The sequence below is a fragment of the Streptomyces orinoci genome (assembly GCF_003121295.1).
Taxonomy (GTDB): domain Bacteria; phylum Actinomycetota; class Actinomycetes; order Streptomycetales; family Streptomycetaceae; genus Streptomyces; species Streptomyces orinoci.
Map to the genome: position 1 here is coordinate 947,847 of NZ_PHNC01000029.1, position 17,623 is coordinate 965,469.

At 73.6% G+C, this 17,623-nt stretch carries 12 protein-coding genes; 6 read left to right on the forward strand and 6 right to left on the reverse strand.

The features are described 5' to 3' along the window. Positions 1–54: 54 nt before the first annotated feature. From CV755_RS19075 to CV755_RS19085, 3 genes are all read right to left on the reverse strand, one after another. Entirely contained in the window at positions 55–1,518 is a 1,464-nt protein-coding gene (locus CV755_RS19075; protein WP_109281406.1) for a DUF5719 family protein, read from the reverse strand. Further along, a complete protein-coding gene (locus CV755_RS19080; RefSeq protein ID WP_109281407.1) occupies positions 1,515–5,294 on the reverse strand; it encodes a glycosyltransferase family 2 protein in 3,780 nt (1,259 codons plus the stop codon). The genes CV755_RS19075 and CV755_RS19080 overlap by 4 nt, the downstream gene beginning before the upstream one ends. Before the next feature lie 237 nt (positions 5,295–5,531). Next, the gene (locus tag CV755_RS19085) at positions 5,532–5,795 is read right to left on the reverse strand and encodes a WhiB family transcriptional regulator (RefSeq protein ID WP_004952403.1); all 264 of its coding nucleotides are present in this window, start codon (positions 5,793–5,795) and stop codon (positions 5,532–5,534) included. Between the two features lie 619 nt (positions 5,796–6,414). Between CV755_RS19085 and CV755_RS19090 the strand changes: the two genes are divergently transcribed. The 3 genes from CV755_RS19090 to CV755_RS19100 all read left to right on the forward strand — a co-directional run bounded on the left by CV755_RS19090 (position 6,415) and on the right by CV755_RS19100 (position 9,338). Continuing rightward, the gene (locus CV755_RS19090) at positions 6,415–6,915 is read left to right on the forward strand and encodes a cysteine dioxygenase (RefSeq protein ID WP_109281408.1); all 501 of its coding nucleotides are present in this window, start codon (positions 6,415–6,417) and stop codon (positions 6,913–6,915) included. A 150-nt stretch (positions 6,916–7,065) separates the two neighbouring features. Further along, positions 7,066–8,025 (forward strand): 2-phospho-L-lactate transferase, encoded by a 960-nt coding sequence (gene cofD, locus CV755_RS19095; RefSeq protein ID WP_109281409.1) that lies wholly within the window; start codon positions 7,066–7,068, stop codon positions 8,023–8,025. Further along, positions 8,022–9,338 carry a coenzyme F420-0:L-glutamate ligase gene (locus CV755_RS19100; protein WP_109281410.1) on the forward strand — a complete coding sequence of 439 codons (1,317 nt, stop codon included), beginning with the start codon at positions 8,022–8,024 and terminating at the stop codon, positions 9,336–9,338. The genes cofD and CV755_RS19100 overlap by 4 nt, the downstream gene beginning before the upstream one ends. A 226-nt stretch (positions 9,339–9,564) precedes the next feature. Here CV755_RS19100 and CV755_RS19105 read toward each other — a convergent pair whose 3' ends face one another. Beyond that, on the reverse strand, positions 9,565–10,473 hold the full coding sequence (locus tag CV755_RS19105) for a DNA-3-methyladenine glycosylase family protein (RefSeq protein ID WP_109281972.1): 909 nt from the start codon (positions 10,471–10,473) through the stop codon (positions 9,565–9,567). Between the two features lie 204 nt (positions 10,474–10,677). Between CV755_RS19105 and CV755_RS19110 the strand changes: the two genes are divergently transcribed. After that, positions 10,678–12,528, forward strand: a complete 1,851-nt coding sequence (locus tag CV755_RS19110) for a CASTOR/POLLUX-related putative ion channel (RefSeq protein WP_109281411.1) — start codon at positions 10,678–10,680, stop codon at positions 12,526–12,528. Positions 12,529–12,704: 176 nt separating this feature from the next. Here the strand turns inward: CV755_RS19110 and manB are convergent, their stop codons facing one another. After that, entirely contained in the window at positions 12,705–13,787 is a 1,083-nt protein-coding gene (gene manB / locus CV755_RS19115) for a mannose-1-phosphate guanylyltransferase (RefSeq protein ID WP_109281412.1), read from the reverse strand. A gap of 83 nt (positions 13,788–13,870) precedes the next feature. Beyond that, positions 13,871–15,424, reverse strand: coding sequence for an N-acetylmuramoyl-L-alanine amidase (locus tag CV755_RS19120; protein WP_109281413.1), 1,554 nt, complete (start codon positions 15,422–15,424; stop codon positions 13,871–13,873). A gap of 128 nt (positions 15,425–15,552) precedes the next feature. Here CV755_RS19120 and CV755_RS19125 point away from each other — a divergent pair, with 128 nt between their 5' ends. Both CV755_RS19125 and CV755_RS19130 read left to right on the forward strand, forming a co-directional pair. Continuing rightward, positions 15,553–16,305, forward strand: coding sequence for a TIGR03089 family protein (locus tag CV755_RS19125; protein ID WP_109281414.1), 753 nt, complete (start codon positions 15,553–15,555; stop codon positions 16,303–16,305). Positions 16,306–16,374: 69 nt separating this feature from the next. Then, positions 16,375–17,532 carry an LCP family protein gene (locus CV755_RS19130; RefSeq protein WP_241561289.1) on the forward strand — a complete coding sequence of 386 codons (1,158 nt, stop codon included), beginning with the start codon at positions 16,375–16,377 and terminating at the stop codon, positions 17,530–17,532. The last annotated feature ends 91 nt before the right edge of the window (positions 17,533–17,623 follow it).

Consider the following 17,623-nt stretch of genomic DNA (forward strand, 5'->3'; position numbering starts at 1 on the left):
TCCACACCGCCGGAAGGGTACGGACCGGTGGCGGGCCCGGGCCGGTGGCGGGGGTCAGTGGCCCAGCACCGACAGGTCGGGGCTCGCGGCCGGGACCGCCACCGTGGAACGGTCGTCCGGCACCGGCTGGATGGTGAACATCGGGATGCCGTCCTTGGGCAGCGCCAGCATCCGCGAGGCGTACAGCGGTCCGCCGGAGACCTTCTCCACGGTCAGCGCGTAAGCCCCCTTGCCGCCGGCCGGCTGGGGCGGCTCCACCGCCAGCGTGGTACCGGCCTTGACGGTGTAGCTACGGGCCGCCGAGCCGCTCTCGCCGGTCGCGGTGACCTTCACCTGCACCGCCTCGGCGGGGGCGGTCAGCGCGAGGGTGGTGCCCTTGGGGCGGTTGTCCGCCACCGTGCCGCGGATCTCCACCGGCGCGGTGGCCGGGATATAGGCGGTCTCCTGTTTGTCCTCCTTGCCCCGGGTCACCCGCAGCGCGGCCACCACCGGCCCGCTGTCCTCGTCCGCGGTCAGCAGCAGGGAACCGGCCTCGCCCCTGGTGATGCCGCCCAGCTCGGCGATGGTCGTCATCCCGCTCTTGATGTGCAGCGACTCATGCCCGGCGGGGGTGAAGGAGCCATTGGTCCCGGCCAGCCGCAGCTTGACGTCGGAGTCCTGGGAGCCGGGCGCGAAGAGCACCAGCCGGACCGAGGTGGCGTCCGCCGGGATGCCGGGCAGCACCAGCTGCCGGCCGGGGTCGGCCACCGGCGGCAGCCAGTCGCCGCCGGTCTTCTCGTCGGCGGTCTGCAGCGCGGCGGCCACCCGCCCGGAGCGGGCCATGGCATGCACGGTCAGCCCGTCGGCGGGGCCGTCGGCGAGCGCCGAGAGCAGCACCGGCACGGTGGAGCGCGGCGGCACCGTGATGCCCTCCCCGGACGGGGCCTTGACCTGGCCGTCCTTGCCGTAGAGCGCCAGATCGACCACGGCCGGGGCGGTGTCCGGGTTGGTCAGATGGACATAGTCCTGGCGCCCCTTGGCGATGCCCGCGCCCGGGAACCAGAAGGAGGTGCCGGGTGACGAGCAGCTCAGGCCGTGCAGGCCGCGTCCGATGCCCGCGCTGATCACGGTGGTCTGCTGCACGGTCCAGCCGGGGGCCAGCCGGCCGTCGGCGGTGCCGAGCAGGGCGGGGGCGTCGGAGCTGTCGGTCTCGGTGGTGTAGACGCGGCCGGGCTGCTGTGGGGCCAGCACCGGCTTGCCGCCGGGGGCCGTCTGCTTGGCGCTTGCCGCCGGGACCAGGGCGGCGGTGCCCTTCCCGGTGCCCTGCCCGGCGGGGGTGAAGGAGGTGTAGACGGTGTCCGCCACATCGGAGGCGGCGGGGGCCGGGCACAGCAGGGCGGACTGCTGCACCGGCAGCCGCCGGGGTGCGGTATGGGGTGTGTGGCCGCCCTTGCCGGCGGGGGCGTTGAGGGTGGCCGCACCGGTGACCGCGGCCAGTGCCGCGGCGGCCGCGAACAGGGAGAGGGTGGTGCGCTTCACTGCTGCTCGCTTCCGTCGCGTCCGTCGCGGTGCGTCCGGCCGTCCCCGTAGCCGGGGTCCTGGGGCTGCTGCTGACCGTAGCCGTAGGGGTCATGGACCACCGGCTCCGGGTAGGCGGCGGTGCCGTAGGGGTCCTGGGGGTACGCGGCCTGCTGCGGATAGCCGGTGCCGTACCCGTACGGGGCCTCCTGGTACGGCTGATAGCCGGGGTACGCCTGGGCGGCCGGGTCCGTCCAGCCGCCGTCCGCGGGGTACGCCTGCTGGTGGGGCAGAGCGGCATAAGGGTCGGCCGGGGCGGCATAGGGATCGGCCGGCGCGGCATAGGGATCGGCCGGAGCCGCATAAGGGTCCGCCGAGGGCTGCTCATAGGGGTCGGCCGACGGCTGCTGCGCCTGGGGGTCCCCGTAGGGGCCGGGCTCCGGGTCCGTCGGAGATGCCGCGGACACGCCAGGTTCGGCGGGCTGCTGGGCCGCGGCGCGCAGCCGGCGGGCCCGGCGGCCCTCCCCGGTCACCGGCTGGGCGGGCACCGCGGCCGCCGGCTCGGGCTCGGGCAGGTCGTCGTCCACCTCGCGGCGCCGGCCCGGCAGCGCCAGCACCACCAGGACCAGGGCAAGCAGGCCCTGGGCCCACAGCCAGGCGGTGTGGGCCGCGGAGTCCTGGTAGCTCAGCGACAACTTGCCGCCGCCCGCGGGCAGTTGGAAGCCCTGCGCCCAGCCGTCCACGGTGGTGCGCTTGAGGGCGTGCCCATTGAGGCTGGCCTGCCAGCCGGGGGCGGCCCGGTCGGCCAGCCGCAGCACCCGCCCCTGGGGCCCGTCCGGGATGGTGGTACGGGCGTTGACGGGCCCGGCCGCCACCGGCACCGGGTCTGCCTTGTCGCTGACGATCGTCACACGGGCGGCCTTGCGGTCCACCCGCCATAGCGAGCTGTGACTCTCCTGGCTGAGCCGGGTCAGGCCCGGGGTGGCGTCCAGGGCCTGGCCGAGCGCCTTGTCCGCGCTGTCCCGGACCAGGACATAGCCGACCGCGTAGCCGCCCAGCCGGGCCGCCTGGTCGCCGCCGGAGCCCGCCACCAGACCGGCCACGGTGGAGTCCAGCCCATGGTCGCGCAGGCCGTCCGAGGTCTCGGCGTCGCCCATCCGCGCCCCGGAGCCGCGCACCAGGGCGTAGCGGACATGGGCCGCGTCCCCGTCCAGCACCAGGGTGCGTGCCTGGTTCCGGGTGTTGGCCTCCTCGGCGACAAAGGCGGGGACCTGCGCGGGGTCACGGCGCTGCAAGGGGCCGCCCGCCCCCTGCGCCGCCCAGCCCGCCGCGGCCACCAGCGGGGCGGCCACGGCGGTCACCGCGATCAGCCCGGCGACCGGCTGCCGCCAGCCGAAGCTGAGCGCGGCCACCCGCTCCCGGGACCCCTCGGCGCCCACCAGCGTGGCGGCGATCAGGGCCAGGCCGTAGACCAGGGTGGCGGCGCCCGCCCAGTGGTCATGGTTGAGCAGCACCGCACAGAGCAGTCCGGCCAGCGCCGCCGCCCAGGCGGTGCGTACCGCCAGCGGCCGGTCGGCGCGCAGCAGGGCGGCCAGCGCGGCCAGCACCAGGCCGAGCAGCAGGACAGCACCGAAGCCCTTGGGGCCGCCGGGGTCGGCGGTGAGCAGCCCGAGCGGGGCGGAGGTGCCCTGGCCATAGGCGGCCCCGGCCTCGGTGAGGAAGCGGCCGGGATGCGTCAGCAGCCCCAGCGACCAGGGCGCCAGCAGCAGCAGCGGAGTGCCGGTCACCACCAGCAGCCCCGCGCCGTGCGCGGCCAACCGGCCCGTTCCGCCGCGCACCAGCTGGAGCACCAGGGTGCCCAGCCCCAGCAGCAGGGCGAGCGGCCAGACGACCGGGGTGAAGGCGGTGGTGACGGTGAGCAGCAGGGCGTACGCCCAGCAGGCGCGCCAGGAGCGGCGGCCGTCCGGGTGGCGCAGCCCGCCGGCGGCCACCGCGGTACGGGCCATCAGCGGCAGCAGCACGGCGAGCACCGCGGTGCCCAGCCGGCCGGTGGCCAGGGCGCCGGTGACGGCGGGCAGGAAGGCGTAGGTGACGGCGCCCCAGGCGCGCAGCAGCCGGGATTCGACCAGCGGCCGGGAGGCGAAGTAGGCGCTCAGCCCGGCCAGCGGCACCGAGCAGACCAGCAGCAGGGTCAGAGTGAGGCCGGTGGAGCCCAGGAGCAGGGCGGACAGGGCGGCCAGCAGTCCCAGATAGGGCGGCGCTCCGCCGGTGGAGCCGGTGCCCACCGGGTGCCAGCCGTCGGCGTAGCGGCCCCAGAGCTCGCCCAGGTGCTCGGGCACCGGCAGCAGGGCGCCGCCGGAGAGCGCGCCGCCGCCGTACAGGCCGCGGCAGGCGATGGCGGAGACCAGCAGCAGCAGAAGGAAGAGCATGGGCGCGGGCTTGCGGGCGATGCGCCGGATTCTGGCGAACTGTTCGATCTCCAGGAAGTCGGCGTCGTCGCCGCCGGGCCCGGACTCCACCGCGCCATGCCGGCCGGCCGAGGAGGACTCGGCGTCGGGCCGGCCGCCGAATCCGGCGGCCAGTTGTTCCACGGTGACCCGTAGGGTGGCGCCCGGCGGCGGGAAGAGCGGCCGCAACTCCCCCGGGGTGACGGCGCTTTGGCCGCGCCGTTTGCGGGCGGCGCGGACCCGGCCGGGGCGCAGCAGCACCGAGACCAGACCGGTGATCTCGTCCAGCGCCTGGCCGGGTGCCTTGCCGACCAGATAGCCCAGGGTGCGCAGCAGGGTGCCCAGCACGATCCGCAGCAGCACATAAGGCAGCGCCCGGCCACGGGAGTTGGCCAGCAGGGTGTGCACCGCGCCGGCCTTGTCCACCCGGTGCGGGGAGACCTTGCGGCGCCCGGCGCAGTCCACCGGGCGGCGTTCCCGGGAGGCGGCCTCGGCGTGCCGGAGCACGGCGTCGGGCGCCACCAGCACCCGGTGGCCGGCGGAGTGCGCCCGCCAGCAGAGGTCCACATCGTCACGCATCAGCGGCAGCCGGCCGTCGAAGCCGCCCAGTTGCCGGTAGACGTCGCGGCGGATGAGCATCCCGGCGGTGGACACCGCCAGTACGGCACGTACCTGGTCGTGCTGGCCCTGGTCCTGTTCGCGGCGGTCCAGGCCGGTCCAGCGGCGGCCGCCGCGGGCGATGGAGACGCCGACCTCCAGCAGCTGTCTGCGGTCGTACCAGCTGCGCAGCTTGGGGCCGATGACGGCGGCGGGCCGGCCGGCGGCGATCTCCGCCTCGGCCACCCTCAGCAGTTCATGGAGGGCGCCGGGTTCGGGGGCGCAGTCGTCGTGCAGCAGCCAGAGCCACTGGACCGGCTCGGTGTCGCGCTGCTCATAGTCGTAGGAGTCCTCGGTCCAGGTGCGGCTGACGGGGTCCCAGCCACTGGGGGCCCGCAGATAGGGCAGTTCGTCCTCGGTGGGCTCGGGGACGGCGCGTACCGCTTCCTCCACGGCGGTGCCGAAGCCGGCCCGGCGGGCCAGGTGCAGCACCCGTTCGTCGCCCAGCGCCTCGGCGAGCAGCCGGGCGGAGTCATCGGTGCTGCCGGTGTCGGCGGCGACCACGCGCTGAACGGGCCGGTCCTGGCCGAGCAGTCCGGCGAGCGCGTCGGGCAGCCAGCGGGCGCCGTCATGGGCGACCAGTACGGCGGTGACCACATGCCGGGGAAAGGCGGGGGCGGTGGCGTCGAGGGAGTCGGTGGCCGGATAGCGGGCCGTCGTATTGCTGTGCGTCATATTGCTGTGCACGGACATCGGCGTACGGGCCCTCCGGCCGGGAGCAGCCGCCGGAGACAAACGCCCCGGCGGGCTGGCGGTGCTGGACTGCGGTACACACCCGGGGGCGTGTCTCGGACGGCACCCCAGACTAGTGGCTGCCAACACAACGGTCCGCCTCCCAGAGTGCGGGGCGCGGGAGGCGGACCGGTGGATACGGGTGCTGGTGCTGTGCCGGATGGGCTGGACGGGAGGGCCCGTCCCCTGGTCGTGCGGTCAGACCGCGGCCTTCTTCAGCCGACGGCGCTCGCGCTCGGACAAACCGCCCCAGATACCGAAGCGTTCGTCGTTGGCGAGGGCGTACTCAAGGCATTCGGAACGGACTTCACAGGCAAGGCAGACCTTCTTCGCCTCTCTGGTGGATCCGCCCTTTTCCGGGAAGAAGGACTCGGGATCGGTCTGGGCGCACAACGCGCGCTCCTGCCAGCCGAGCTCCTCGTCCGCCTCCTCGACCAGCAGTTGCTGAAACAGCTCGGTCATGTGCGCCCCTCGTCTGTCATTGCGTCCCTGTGATGCTGCCGTGAACAGGTACGGCAGAAAGACACGAGTGAAATTACAAGTGCGCCGATCCGGGCCAGTCAAGCCGAGATCTGCTATTGAGCCCCTTATTCACTCTGCGGAACCAAGGGCGAGCAGAAAGTTGCCAAATCACCACAAGAATGGACACTTCTCCCGCCCGCCACAGGCGTCCCAGTTACCCCGGGTGAAGAGCAGGACGTTGTGGACCCCCCATCCAGTTGCAGCACCCGGCGTATCGTCGGTCGGCGGCTGCCCCCTGAGTACGGAGCGAAACCCTCCGGCCGGGCCGCCCACCGGATGAGGTGAAAGATTCCAGCAAAACGGACATCCGGTTGACATGACACGCCCGGCCCGGTTCTCCTTGTCTCCATGCCAGCGACCTCGCACCTCTGCCTGACCCGTGCCTACGGGTCGCGTTGTGCTGTCCAGGCTCGCTGTCGCTGTTCCAGCTGTTGATGCCGACGAGCTCCGGCTGACGACTCCGCCTCCCGGCCCCGGGCCCGAGTGCCCCGGGTGAGGCGTAGGCGCACCTTCCTTCTCTCTTTCTCTTCGCTTTCGCTCCCCGCCGAGGAATCCGTCCATGAACAGCGACGTCCAGATCGCCGGCGACCCGCTCGCCATCCCCCACCTGATGCCGCCGCCCGCCGCCCATCCCGCCACCGTCGCCGAGTTCGCCGGGCTGGCCCGGGCCATCGCCGCCGACCGGGCGAGCTGGGCGCACCTGGTCCGCTATGACGCCGTCAGCCGCTGGTACCACCGGCTGCGCACCGGGCCCGGTTATGAGGTCTGGCTGCTCAGCTGGGTGCCCGGACAGGGCAGCGGGCCGCATGACCACGGCCCCTCCTCCGGAGTGCTCACCGTCCTCGACGGTGCGCTCACCGAACTGCACCTGGAGGGCGGGCGCGCGGTGCGGCGGCGGCTGGCGCCGGGCGCGCAGCGGGTGTTCGCGCCCGGGTACGCCCATGAGGTGCTCAATGACTCCCTGGAGCCGGCGGTCAGCCTGCACATCTACTTCCCGGGCCTGACCGAGATGCCGCTGCACCGGCCGCAGTGCGCCCACCCCGTGGCCGTCACCGGCTAGGACCGGGCTTCAGGCCCCGTACCCCTGCTGACACCCCCACCCGTCACCCGGCCACCACCCCTCAACGACAGCCCTACGGGCTGACAGTCCCACCCGTCACCCGGCCACCACCCCTCAACGACAGCCCTACGGGCTGACAGACTGCATGGCATGCGCATTGTGGTTCTGGCCGGCGGGATCGGGGGCGCCCGCTTCCTTCGTGGCCTCAAGTCAGCAGTCCCCGACGCGGACATCACCGTCATCGGCAACACCGGCGATGACATCCACCTCTTCGGGCTGAAGGTCTGTCCGGACCTGGACACGGTGATGTACACGCTCGGCGGGGGCATCCACGAGGAACAGGGATGGGGCCGGGCCGATGAGAGCTTCGCCGTCAAGGAGGAGCTGGCGGCGTACGGGGTGGGGCCGGAGTGGTTCGGGCTCGGGGACCGCGACTTCGCCACCCATATCGTCCGTACCCAGATGATCGCCGCGGGCTATCCGCTCAGCGCCGTCACCGAGGCGCTGTGCCGGCGCTGGGAGCCGGGGGTGCGGCTGCTGCCGATGTCCGACGACCGGGTCGAGACCCATGTGCTGATCGACGCCCCGGACGGCACCCGCAAGGCGGTGCACTTCCAGGAGTACTGGGTGCGGCTGCGCGCCTCGGTGCCGGCCCGGGCCATCGTGCCGGTCGGCGCCGAGCAGGCCAAGCCTGCGCCCGGGGTGCTGGAGGCCATCGCCGCCGCGGATGTGATCCTCTTCCCGCCGTCCAACCCCGTGGTCAGCGTGGGCACCATCCTGGGCGTGCCCGGCATCCGGGAGGCGGTGGCGGACGCCGCGGCGCCGGTGGTGGGGCTGTCCCCGATCGTCGGGGACGCGCCCGTACGGGGCATGGCGGACAAGGTGCTCGCGGCGGTCGGTGTCGAGTCCACCGCGGCGGCGGTGGCCCGGCACTATGGACCGGACCTGCTCGACGGCTGGCTGGTGGACACGGTGGACGCCGGGGCGGTGGCCGAGGTGGCGGCGGCGGGCATCCGCTGCCGGGCGGTGCCGCTGATGATGACCGACACCGAGGCCACCGCCGCGATGGCCGCCGAGGCGCTCACCCTGGCCGAGGAGGTACGCGCATGACCACGGTCCCCGCCTACCGGGTATGGGCGCTGCCCGGCATCCCCGAGGTGCGGCCGGGCGACGACCTCACCAAGCTCATCGCCGGTGCGGCCACCGCCGAGGGGCTGCCCGGACTGGCGGACGGCGATGTGGTGGTGGTCACCTCGAAGATCGTCAGCAAGGCGGAGGGCCGGCTGGTACGGGCCGACGACCGGGAGGCCGCCATCGACGCGGAAACGGTCCGCCTGGTGGCCCGGCGCGGCACCCTGCGCATTGTGGAGAACCGGCTGGGGCTGGTGATGGCCGCGGCCGGGGTGGACGCCTCCAACACCGCCGCCGGGACGGTGCTGTTGCTGCCCGAGGACCCGGACGCCTCGGCCCGCGCGCTGCGGGCAGGCCTCAAGGAGACGCTGGGGGTGGACGTCGGGGTCCTGATCACCGACACCTCCGGGCGCCCCTGGCGGGCCGGGCTCACCGATATGGCGATCGGCGCGGCGGGGGTGCGGGTGCTGGACGATCTGCGCGGAGAGGTGGACGCCCAGGGGAATCCGCTGGTGGCCACGGTGGTGGCCACCGCCGATGAACTGGCCGCCGCGGGCGACCTGGTGAAGGGCAAGTCGGGCGGGCTGCCGGTGGCGGTGGTGCGCGGGCTGCCGCATGTGGTGGCCCAAGAGGCGGGCGGGGCACGGGAGTTGGTACGCCCGGCCCTGGACGACATGTTCCGGCTGGGCACTTCGGAGGCGGTCCGGGAGGCCGTCGCGATCCGGCGTACGGTACGGGAGTTCACGGACGACCCGGTGGACCCGGGGGCGGTACGGCGGGCGGTGGCGGCGGCACTGACGGCGCCCGCACCGCACCACACCACGCCCTGGCGGTTTGTACTGCTGGAGTCCCAGGAGTCGCGGACGCGGCTGCTGGACGCGATGCGGGATGCGTGGATCGCGGATCTGCGCGCGGACGGCCGCTCCGAGGAGAGCGTGGCCCGGCGGGTGCGCCGCGGCGAAGTCCTGCGCAGGGCGCCGTACTTGGCGGTGCCCTGCCTGGTGATGGACGGCTCGCACGACTACCCGGACGCGCGGCGCGGCACGGCCGAACGGGAGATGTTCGTGGTCTCCGCCGGGGCCGCCGTGCAGAACTTTCTGGTCGCGCTGGCCGGGGAGCGGCTGGGGTCGGCGTGGGTGTCCTCCACGATGTTCTGCCGGGACGTGGTGCGGGATGTTCTGGGGCTGCCCGGGGAGTGGGATCCCATGGGCGCGGTGGCCATCGGCCGCCCGGCGGGCGAGGCGGCGCCTCGGGGGGCTCGCCCGGTTGACTCTTTCATCACCGTCCGGTGAGTCCGGTGCGGGCCGCACTTGGCTGCTCGCGCAGTTCCCCGCGCCCCTTAAGGGGCGCGCCCCCCGCACGGTCTGCAGACGCCGACGGTGGGCGGCCACCCACGGGAGGGCTCAACGCTGACGGTTGGCCTCCACGGGTGGTGCGTGGGTGGGGGGATCCGCCCCGCAGGGGCGGGTTGTTCGGGTGCGGGCCGCACACGGCCGATCGCGCCCCTTGCGGGGCGCGCTAGAAGGCCGCGTAGTCGCGGATGGGGAAGCGGGGGGCCCGGCGGGGCGGCCTCGTGCCGCTCAGCAGGATGTAGCGGCAAGCCCGATGCCGCTGCCCCGCATACGGCTCCAGAAGCCGGAGCATGCGCTCATCATCCGTGTTCCGGTCACCGGCCAGCGCATACCCCACAATCCGCGGCAAGTGCAGATCGCCGACCGTCACCGCGTCCGCAAAGCCATTGCTGCGCTGCAGCGTCTCGGCGGCCGTCCACGGCCCGATGCCGGGAAGAGCCTGGAGCCGCGCCGCCGCCCCGGGTGCGTCCATGGCGGCCGCCTCCTCCAGGCGCCCCGCCACCCGCACCGCCCGCAGAATCGTCGTGGAGCGCTTGGCATCGACACCGGCCCGGTGCCATTCCCAGGACGGGATCAGCGCCCAGCCGCCCGGCTCCGGCATCACCCGCATCCGGGCGGCCGGACTGCCGGCCGGGCCGGGCGCCGGCTCGCCATGCCGTTGCAGCAGCAGCCGCCAGGCGCGGTACGCCTCGTCACTGGTGACCTTCTGCTCCAGGATCGAGGGGATCAGGGACTCCAGCACCAGCCCGGTACGGGCGAGCCGCAGCCCCGGATGCCTGCGGTGCGCCTCATGCACCAGCCGGTGCCGGGGCGTGAACGCGCCCGGTTCGTCCTCGGCACCGAGGAGGGCGGGGAGCCGGTCGAGCAGCCAGTCGGCGCCCGGGCCCCACGCCTCGGCCCGTACCCGGCCATCGCTCACCGCGAGGTGGACCGTCCCCGGCCCGGCGGGCGTACGGCTGGCCCGCCAGATGCCGTCGCTCACCCGGTACGCCGGGTCGCCGGGCCCTCGGGCCAGGACCCCCAGCGTGCGGGCCAGGTCATAGGGACCGGGCGGGGTCCAGGAGCGGGTGGGCATGGTGGCCAAGGGTACGCGGCCGCTCCGACCACCGCGGGGCGAGCACCACCGCGGGGCCGGCACCGCCACGGCGTCAGCACACCTGGCCGATGCATCGCTTAATCCGACGAAAGCACCTGCCACCGGGTTACCCGCCCGCCCACCCGAGCAGGCTCAGCTGTGACTCGGTGGCGGGAGCGCGCACGGTACTGGTTCGACAGCACGATGTCCCGCGGCACACCCGCCCTGATCGGCTGGCTCGCCGCGGCCTGTCTGGCCGTCGTCCTCCCGGCCAGTGTGCTGCTGGTGTGGACGGACCATGGGGCACCCACCTCCTTACCGGGCAAGCTCCGGGCCATCTGGCATATCGCGGGCCAGACCCTCCGGCTGGGCGGCGAGGCCGGGCCGCCGCTGCGGATCGCGCTCTCCGTGGTGCTCGCCCTGGTCGCCCTGTTCTATGTCTCCGCCCTGGTGAGTCTGATCACCGCCGGGGTCAACCAGCGGCTGACCGACCTGCGCCGGGGCCGCTCCACCGTGCTGGAGGAGGGCCATGTGGTGGTCCTCGGCTGGTCCGAGCAGGTGTTCACGGTGGTGTCCGAGCTGATCGAGGCCAATGCCAACCAGCGGCGCGGCGTGGTCGCCGTCCTGGCCGACCGCGACAAGACGGATATGGAGGACGCCCTGCACACCAAGGTGGGCCCCACCCGCACCACCCGGCTGATCTGCCGCAGCGGTTCCACCAAGGACCCGGCCGTGCTGCCCCGGGTCAGCCCCCGGACGGCCGGCGCCGTCCTGGTGCTGCCGCGCGAGGAGCCGTCCGGGGACGCCGAGGTGGTCAAGACGCTGCTGGCGCTGGGCGCCGCCGGGCAGGACGGCGGGGCCCGGGTGGTGGCGGCGGTCCGGGACGCCCGGTACCGGCTGGCCGCCCGCCTGGCGGCCGGGCCCCAGGGGGTGGTGCTGGAGATCGACGACATCACCGCCCGGCTGATTGTGCAGTGCGCCCGCCGCCCCGGCCTCTCCCTGGTCTACCAGGAGCTGCTGGACTTCGCGGGCGACGAGTTCTACACCGTCCGGGAGCCCGCGCTGGCCGGCCGTACCTTCGGCGAGGCCCTGCTGGCGTACACCGCCTCCTGCCCGGTGGGCCTGGTACGGGCCGACGGCACCCTGGCCCTCAACCCGCCCTCGGACACCGTGCTGGGCCCGGACGACCGGCTGGTGGTGGTCACCGAGGACGATGACACCGCCGTGCTCGCCGCCCCGGCCAGGCCGGTGGACGAATCGCTGATCGTGCCCCGCCCGCCGGTGACCGCCCGGGCCGAACGGGCCCTGCTGCTGGGCTGGAACCGCCGCGCCCCGCTGGTGGTGGACCAGCTGAGCCACTACACCGTCGCCGGCTCGGTGCTGGATGTGGTCGCCGATGGCTCAGCCACCACGGCCGAGGCGGTACGTGCCGCCGGGGAGGCTGCCGGAGCGGCCCTCTCGGTGGTCTTCCGGGAGGGCGACCCCACCCGGCCGGAGGTGGTGGACGCCCTGGACTTCGCCTCGTACGACAGCGTGATCGTCCTGGGTCCCGACCCGGACGGCCATGACGGGTCCGACGGGCAGGATGAGCCCGACGACCGGACGCTGGTCACCTTGCTGTTGCTGCGCGCCTGGGAGCAGTCGTCCGGCCGGGAACTGCCGGTGGTCACCGAGATGACCGACGACCGCAACCGGGGGCTGGCCCCGGTCAGCCCCGGCGCCGACTTCATTGTCAGCGGCAAGCTGATCGGCCTGCTGATGGCCCAGATCTCCCAGAACCGAGGGCTGGCCGGCCTGTTCGAGGAGCTGTTCGCCGCGGGCGGCAATGAGGTCCTGCTGCGGCCCGCCGGCCACTATCTGCGGCCGGGCGCCGAGACCTCCTTCAGCACGGTGGTGGAGTCGGCCCGGCGCCGGGGCGATTGCGCCATCGGCTACCGCGACCACGCGGAGACGGGCACCGGGCCGGGCTATGGGGTCCGGGTCAACCCGCACAAGGACACGGTCCGCCGCTGGGCGGAGGGGGACGAGGTGATCGTGATCGCCACCGGGGAGTGAGGGGTTCCGGGGCGCCGGGTGCGGTTCCTGTGGTGAGCGGCTCCATGCGCTCGGTCACGTGTCGCGTGCGGGCCGCCCGTGGCTGGTCGCGCCCACGCGGCGGAGCCGCATAAAGTGCCGCCCCGCGCCCCTTACGGGGCGCCCCCGGCGGGCAGGGCGCAGGGCGACGGGGCGCCCTACTCGTCCGAGGAGAAGCGGATCGAACCGGCCGGAATCTCCGCGCCGCACCAGACTCGGGCGCCCAGGCGCAGTTCATTGCCGGCGCCGACCACCGCACCGTCGCCGATCACCGCCCCGTCCAGCACCGTACGGGCCCCGATCCGCGCACCGGCACCGATCAGCGAGTCCCGCACCTGCGCGCCCGCCTCGATCACCGCCCCGTCCAGCACCGTGCTGCCGTCCACCCGGGCACCCGGGGCGATCCGGGCCCCGGCGCCCACCACCGTGCCGCCCATCAGCTTGGCGTCCGGCGCCACCTCGGCGCCGTCCAGCACCAGCCGCTCGCCGCAGCGCCCCGGCACCGCCGGGGAGGGGGCGCGGCCCAGCACCAGGTCGGCGGAGCCACGGACGAACGCCTGGGGGGTGCCCAGGTCCAGCCAGTAGGTGGAGTCCACCATGCCGTGCAGATGCGCTCCGTCGGCCAGCAGCCCGGGGAAGGTCTCGCGCTCCACCGAGACCGGGCGGCCGGCCGGGATGGTGTCGATCACCGAGCGGTTGAAGACATAGGCGCCCGCGTTGATCTGGTCGGTGACGATCTCCTCGGGGGTCTGCGGCTTCTCCAGGAAGGCCGTCACCCGCCCGTCGGGGTCGGTGGGCACCAGCCCGTACGCCCGGGGGTCGGCCACCCGGGTCAGATGCAGTGAGACATCCGCGCCGCTGTTCCGGTGGGTGCCGATCAGCGCCCCGATGTCCAGGCCGGTGAGGATGTCGCCGTTGAAGACCAGCACCGGCTCATCGGGGCCGGAGGTCAGCCGGGAGGCCACATTGCGGATGGCGCCGCCGGTGCCCAGCGGCTCCCGCTCGGTGACGTACTCCAGGTGCAGGCCCAGCGCCGAGCCGTCACCGAAGTACGGCTCGAAGACCTCCGCCAGATAGGAGGTGGCCAGCACGATGTGCTCGATGCCGGCCGCCCGCGCCCGGGCCAGCTGGTGGGTGAGGAAGGGGACGCCCGCCGCCGGGACCATCGGCTTGGGTGTGTTGACGGTGAGCGGCCGCAGCCTGGTTCCCTTGCCACCGACCAGGAGAATCGCTTCTGTCACCTTGTGGTCTCTGCTTCCTGCTGGGGGCCGGGCCTTGAACGGCGGCCAGTGTATGCAGAACGTATGGTTCCGGACGCGCCCGGTCAGCGTCCCTGCAAACGAGCCGCCGTGGACCGTACACTGCCAAGCTTTTTGTAGAGCTGGTCCCCCGGGCATTCGGTGCTGTAGCCGTCCCGGTGGCCGGAGATGACCTTGAGCTTGGCCTTTTTGCCCTTCTTGTAGAGGTTGCCGCCTGCCGAGGTCAGCGTGGCCCGGCCGGCGGGGTTACCGCCGTACAGTCCGAGCTTCCAGGCCGTCAGCCGGGCGATGGCCTCCACCGCGGCGGCGGCCGGTTTGTTCTTGCTGAACGTCCCGAGAACGGCGATGCCCATGCTGTCGGTGTTGAAACCGAGGGTGTGCGCGCCCCGCACCGGCTTGGCCACACCCCCCGCACGGCCTTCGTAGATGGTCCCGCACTTGTCTACGAGAAAGTTGTAGCCGATGTCCCGCCAGCCGCTGCTGACCACGTGGTAGCGGTAGATACCGCGGATGACGGAGGGGGCCTGGGAGCAGCTGTAGGTGTTGCCGGAGGCGGTGTGGTGCACAAAGGCCACCTTCACCGACTTGCCGTAGACAAAGCCCTTTTCCCGGATGGACTCATCGGCGCCCCAGCCGGCCCGGGTGACGATGCGCGGGCGGGGCGCGGCATAGCCGGAGTAGTCGCTGTCGTCGGAGTCGTCGCCGGGGTCGTCCTGTCCGTCGTCGGTGGCGGCGGTCGCCGAGTCGTCCTCGTCGGCCGGGATTTGCGGCCTGGGCTCGTCCTGGGGACCGGGCCGGTCCGGCTGCCGTGGCTCGTCCTGCGGCCGGGACTGGTCCGGCTGCTGCGGTTCGTCCTGCGGCCCCGGGTTGTCCGCCGGGCCGCCGGCCTCCTGGCCGTGGGCCGGATCGCCGTCGCCCACCGCGGTCAGCGCGGCCGCCTCGTCCGCCGAGGGCGGCCGGCCGGTGGCCGCGATCTCGGTGGCGTCCGCCGGTGCCAGCGCGGCGTTGGCGGCGGAACTGGCCTCGTCCTCGGGGCCGTCCGGGCCCGGCACCGAGCGGTGGCCGCCCTTGCGGACCGGCCCGGTGCCCGGATCGACCAGCTCCAGCCGCATGCCCGGGGGCAGCGCGGTGGCCGCGCCGCGCCGGCCGGTGCCCTCCGGGATGACCCGGGCCTCCACGGCGTCCGAGGCGCCCACCCACAGCGGGGCGGTGGCCCCCTTGAGGCGGCGCGCCTCCAGGCTTCCCGGGTCGGGGCGGTCCTGGTCGTGGATCTCCACGTCCTGCCAGCCGGACCAGGTGTGGCTGCCCACCGCACGGGTGCGTACCTGGGCCCGTCCGCGCAGTTCGGCGGCGGCGTTGTCCCAGACGATGCCGACCAGCGAGAAGGGCTTGACCCGCTGCGGGGCCACCCCCTGCTCCACCGGTCCGGCCGCCGCCGCCCGGCCGCCGCCGGCGCGCAGCGGGACCAGGGGCAGCGACCAGGTGGCGCCCGGCAGCTCCACGGGCCCGGCCGCGGTGGTCGGAGCGGTCGGCAGGGCGTGGCCGGAGGCGGCGAGGAAGGGCAGGGTCAGCACGGCCGCGCAGGCCGTGACCGTCGAAGTGGCAAGCAATCCGCGCATGTCAAGCATCCTGGACATAACGTCTTAAATCTGTCCATTCGTAAGCTGATGACCAGTCGGCCACCGAGCGCGTCCGCCGCCGCCCGTCGCCCTGCCCGCGGACCGCCCCGGCGCGTACCCTGGCGCCGATGAACGCCACCGATCACACCCCCGCCGACCTGCTGCGTTCCGCGCTCGCCGCGGACCCGGCCCGCCCCCTGGTGACCTTCTACGACGACGCCACCGGCGAGCGCGTGGAACTGTCCGTGGCCACCTTCGCCAATTGGGTGGCGAAAACCGCCAATCTGCTCCAGGGCGACCTGGCCGCCGAGCCCGGCGACCGCCTCGCCCTGCTGCTGCCCGCCCACTGGCAGACCGCCGTCTGGCTGCTGGCCTGCTCCGCCACCGGGGTGGTGGCCGAGGTCGGCGGCGACCCGGCCGGGGCCGGTCTGGTGGTCAGCGGCCCGGACACCCTGGAGGAGGCGCGCGCCTGCCCCGGGGAGCGCATGGCACTCGCCCTGCGCCCGCTGGGCGGCCGCTTCCCACAGCCGCCGCCGGGCTTCACCGACTATGCGGTGGAGGTACCGGGCCAGGGCGACCGGTTCACCCCCTACGCCCCGGTGGACCCCCAGGCCCCGGCACTGACGGTGGACGGCCTGGAGCTGACCGGCGCCCAGCTGGTCGAACGGGCCCGCCAGGACGCGCTCCGGCTGGGCCTTGAGCCCGGCGCCCGGCTGCTGTCCGGCCTGTCCTACCAGGACTGGGACGGGCTCTCGGCCGGCCTCTTCGCCCCGCTGGCCGCGGGCGCCTCGGTGGTGCTCTGCCGCAACCTGGACCGGCTGCCGGCGGAGGGCCTGTCGCAGCGCCTGGAGAGCGAGCGCGTCACCGTGACGGCCCTCTGACGCTGCCGGAGCGTCCTTCCCGCGCGATGATCGGGCGTACACCGCCCCTTGTGGAGGAGGACGCTCGCAGTGATCCCACGCTCCACCGCCCCCGGCCCGGTCAGGGCACCCGCGCACCGCCGCGGGCGCCGCTGGCTGCGCTGGCTGGCGCTGGGGCTGGCCGGGCTGCTGCTGACGCTGACCGGGCTGGGCTGGTACCTCTATGAGCGGCTCAGCGCCAACATCACCACCGACACCCGCACCGCCGAGGAACTGGCCGAGTACGAGCACCAGCGGCCCAGCGCGCTGGTGGCCGGGGCGCAGAACATCCTGATCATCGGCTCCGACAGCCGCACCGGCCCGGAGAACTCCAAGTACGGCCAGGACAGCGGCACCCAGCGCTCGGACACCACCATCCTGCTGCACCTCTCCGCCGACCGGCAGCGGGCGACCGCGGTCAGCCTGCCCCGGGACCTGATGGCGCACATCCCCAGCTGCCGGCGGCCCGACGGCAGCCACACCAATGAGCACTTCGCCCAGTTCAACTGGGCCTTTGAGTTCGCCGGTCCGGCCTGCACCATCCGCACCCTGGAGAACATCACCCATATCCGGATCAACCACCACATTGTGGTGGACTTCAATAGCTTTAAGCGGCTGGTGGACGCGGTGGACGGGGTGCCGGTGTGCCTGCGCAAGCCCATCAACGACAAGGAGGCGCACCTCACCCTCCCGGCCGGGCGCCAGGTGCTGCACGGGGAGCAGGCGCTGGGCTATGTACGTGCCCGCTATGGCATCGGCGACGGCAGCGACACCGAGCGCATGGGCCGTCAGCAGGGCTTTCTGGGCTCGCTGTTCCAGGAGCTGAGCAGCAATGGCGTGCTGCTCAACCCCGCCCGGCTCTATCCGGTGCTGGACGCCGCCACCAAGTCGCTGACCACCGACGCCGGGCTGGACTCGCTCAAGAAGATGTATGACCTGGTGCGCACGGTGCGTCATATCCCCACCGAGCGGGTGCAGTTCCTGACCGTGCCGCGCCGGCCCTACCCCTACAACCCGGACCGGGACGAGCTGGTGCAGCCGGATGCCGACCAGCTCTTCGAACTGCTGCGCAGGGACAAGCCGGTGCCGGTCACTCAGCAGATCCGCCCGGCCGACAACAAGCCGCCGCGTGACGGGGAGGGCGACCCCTCACCCAGCCGTCCGCCCACCTATGAGGGCACCACGGCGGCACACGGTATCTGCGACTGATGGGCACTTTTGCCGCCAATTGACCGGTTGTCCAAGGGCCGCGATTTGTCTCCGGCGTCAGTTGCCGCTGAACTGGGCCGATAGTGTGAGC

Excerpts from the sequence above, each read along its gene's own strand:
- CV755_RS19080 (WP_109281407.1), bottom strand. The coding sequence starts at position 5,294 with ATGTCCGTGCACAGCAATATGACGCACAGCAATACGACGGCCCGCTAT.
- CV755_RS19085 (WP_004952403.1), bottom strand. The coding sequence starts at position 5,795 with ATGACCGAGCTGTTTCAGCAACTGCTGGTCGAGGAGGCGGACGAGGAG.
- CV755_RS19090 (WP_109281408.1), top strand. The coding sequence starts at position 6,415 with ATGAACAGCGACGTCCAGATCGCCGGCGACCCGCTCGCCATCCCCCAC.
- cofD (WP_109281409.1), top strand. The coding sequence starts at position 7,066 with ATGCGCATTGTGGTTCTGGCCGGCGGGATCGGGGGCGCCCGCTTCCTT.
- CV755_RS19100 (WP_109281410.1), top strand. The coding sequence starts at position 8,022 with ATGACCACGGTCCCCGCCTACCGGGTATGGGCGCTGCCCGGCATCCCC.
- CV755_RS19105 (WP_109281972.1), bottom strand. The coding sequence starts at position 10,473 with ATGCCCACCCGCTCCTGGACCCCGCCCGGTCCCTATGACCTGGCCCGC.
- CV755_RS19110 (WP_109281411.1), top strand. The coding sequence starts at position 10,678 with ATGTCCCGCGGCACACCCGCCCTGATCGGCTGGCTCGCCGCGGCCTGT.
- CV755_RS19120 (WP_109281413.1), bottom strand. The coding sequence starts at position 15,424 with ATGCGCGGATTGCTTGCCACTTCGACGGTCACGGCCTGCGCGGCCGTG.
- CV755_RS19125 (WP_109281414.1), top strand. The coding sequence starts at position 15,553 with ATGAACGCCACCGATCACACCCCCGCCGACCTGCTGCGTTCCGCGCTC.